1 rRNA gene is annotated in these 2,368 nt (G+C 56.9%); it reads left to right on the forward strand.

Going from position 1 to position 2,368, the window contains the following annotated elements:
* Positions 1-2,366: ribosomal RNA gene (locus AC13HU_RS35790) — 23S ribosomal RNA — on the forward strand; the annotation flags it as partial.
* Positions 2,367-2,368: the final 2 nt, after the last annotated feature.

The following is a 2,368-nucleotide window of genomic DNA, read 5'->3' on the forward strand; positions in this document are numbered from 1 at the left end:
AGTAGCACGCTCAAGACCCGAAGCGGAGTGATCTAGCCATGGGCAGGTTGAAGCGCGGGTAAGACCGTGTGGAGGACCGAACCCACCAGGGTTGAAAACCTGGGGGATGACCTGTGGTTAGGGGTGAAAGGCCAATCAAACTCCGTGATAGCTGGTTCTCCCCGAAATGCATTTAGGTGCAGCGTCGTGTGTTTCTTGCCGGAGGTAGAGCACTGGATAGGCGATGGGCCCTACCGGGTTACTGACCTTAGCCAAACTCCGAATGCCGGTAAGTGAGAGCGCGGCAGTGAGACTGTGGGGGATAAGCTCCATGGTCGAGAGGGAAACAGCCCAGAGCATCGACTAAGGCCCCTAAGCGTACGCTAAGTGGGAAAGGATGTGGAGTCGCAGAGACAACCAGGAGGTTGGCTTAGAAGCAGCCATCCTTGAAAGAGTGCGTAATAGCTCACTGGTCAAGTGATTCCGCGCCGACAATGTAGCGGGGCTCAAGCGTACCGCCGAAGTCGTGTCATTGCAGCATGAGGGCCAACGCCCGCTGTGATGGGTAGGGGAGCGTCGTGTGCCGGGTGAAGCCGCCGCGTAAGCGAGTGGTGGATGGTTCACGAGTGAGAATGCAGGCATGAGTAGCGATACAAGAGTGAGAAACTCTTGCGCCGATTGACTAAGGGTTCCTGGGTCAAGCTGATCTGCCCAGGGTAAGTCGGGACCTAAGGCGAGGCCGACAGGCGTAGTCGATGGACAACCGGTTGATATTCCGGTACCCGCTTTGAAACGCCCAGTACTGAACCGAGCGATGCTAAGGCCGTGAAGCCGCCTCTGATCTCTTCGGAGTGAGGGGGAGTGGTGGAGCCGCTGAACCGGACTTGTAGTAGGTAAGCGATGGGGTGACGCAGGAAGGTAGTCCAGCCCGGGCGGTGGTTGTCCCGGGGTAAGGGTGTAGGGCGTGTGGTAGGTAAATCCGTCACACATTGAGCCTGAGACCTGATGCCGAGCCGATTGTGGTGAAGTGGATGATCCTATGCTGTCGAGAAAAGCCTCTAGCGAGTTTCATGGCGGCCCGTACCCTAAACCGACTCAGGTGGTCAGGTAGAGAATACCGAGGCGTTCGGGTGAACTATGGTTAAGGAACTCGGCAAAATGCCCCCGTAACTTCGGGAGAAGGGGGGCCATTTCTGGTGATCATCTTTACGGTGTGAGCTGGGGGTGGCCGCAGAGACCAGCGAGAAGCGACTGTTTACTAAAAACACAGGTCCGTGCGAAGCCGTAAGGCGATGTATACGGACTGACGCCTGCCCGGTGCTGGAACGTTAAGGGGACCGGTTAGTCATACTTCGGTGTGGCGAAGCTGAGAACTTAAGCGCCAGTAAACGGCGGTGGTAACTATAACCATCCTAAGGTAGCGAAATTCCTTGTCGGGTAAGTTCCGACCTGCACGAATGGCGTAACGACTTCTCGACTGTCTCAACCATAGGCCCGGTGAAATTGCACTACGAGTAAAGATGCTCGTTTCGCGCAGCAGGACGGAAAGACCCCGGGACCTTTACTATAGCTTGATATTGGTGTTCGGTTCGGCTTGTGTAGGATAGGTGGGAGACTTTGAAATCGCGGCGCCAGCCGTGGTGGAGTCGTCGTTGAAATACCACTCTGGTCGTGCTGGATGTCTAACCTCGGTCCGTGATCCGGATCAGGGACAGTGTCTGGTGGGTAGTTTAACTGGGGCGGTTGCCTCCTAAAGGGTAACGGAGGCGCCCAAAGGTTCCCTCAGCCTGGTTGGCAATCAGGTGTTGAGTGTAAGTGCACAAGGGAGCTTGACTGTGAGACTGACGGGTCGAGCAGGTACGAAAGTAGGGACTAGTGATCCGGCGGTGGCTTGTGGAAGCGCCGTCGCTCAACGGATAAAAGGTACCCCGGGGATAACAGGCTGATCTTCCCCAAGAGTCCATATCGACGGGATGGTTTGGCACCTCGATGTCGGCTCGTCGCATCCTGGGGCTGGAGTCGGTCCCAAGGGTTGGGCTGTTCGCCCATTAAAGCGGTACGCGAGCTGGGTTTAGAACGTCGTGAGACAGTTCGGTCCCTATCCGCTGCGCGCGTAGGAGTCTTGAGAAGGGCTGTCCCTAGTACGAGAGGACCGGGACGGACGAACCTCTGGTGTGCCAGTTGTCCTGCCAAGGGCATGGCTGGTTGGCTACGTTCGGGAGGGATAACCGCTGAAAGCATCTAAGCGGGAAGCCTGCTTCGAGATGAGGGCTCCCACCCACTTGATGGGGTAAGGCTCCCAGTAGACGACTGGGTTGATAGGCCGGATGTGGAAGCCTCGTGAGGGGTGGAGCTGACCGGTACTAATAGGCCGAGGGCTTGTCCATGT

The sequence above is a fragment of the Streptomyces sp. NH27 genome (assembly GCF_056859195.1).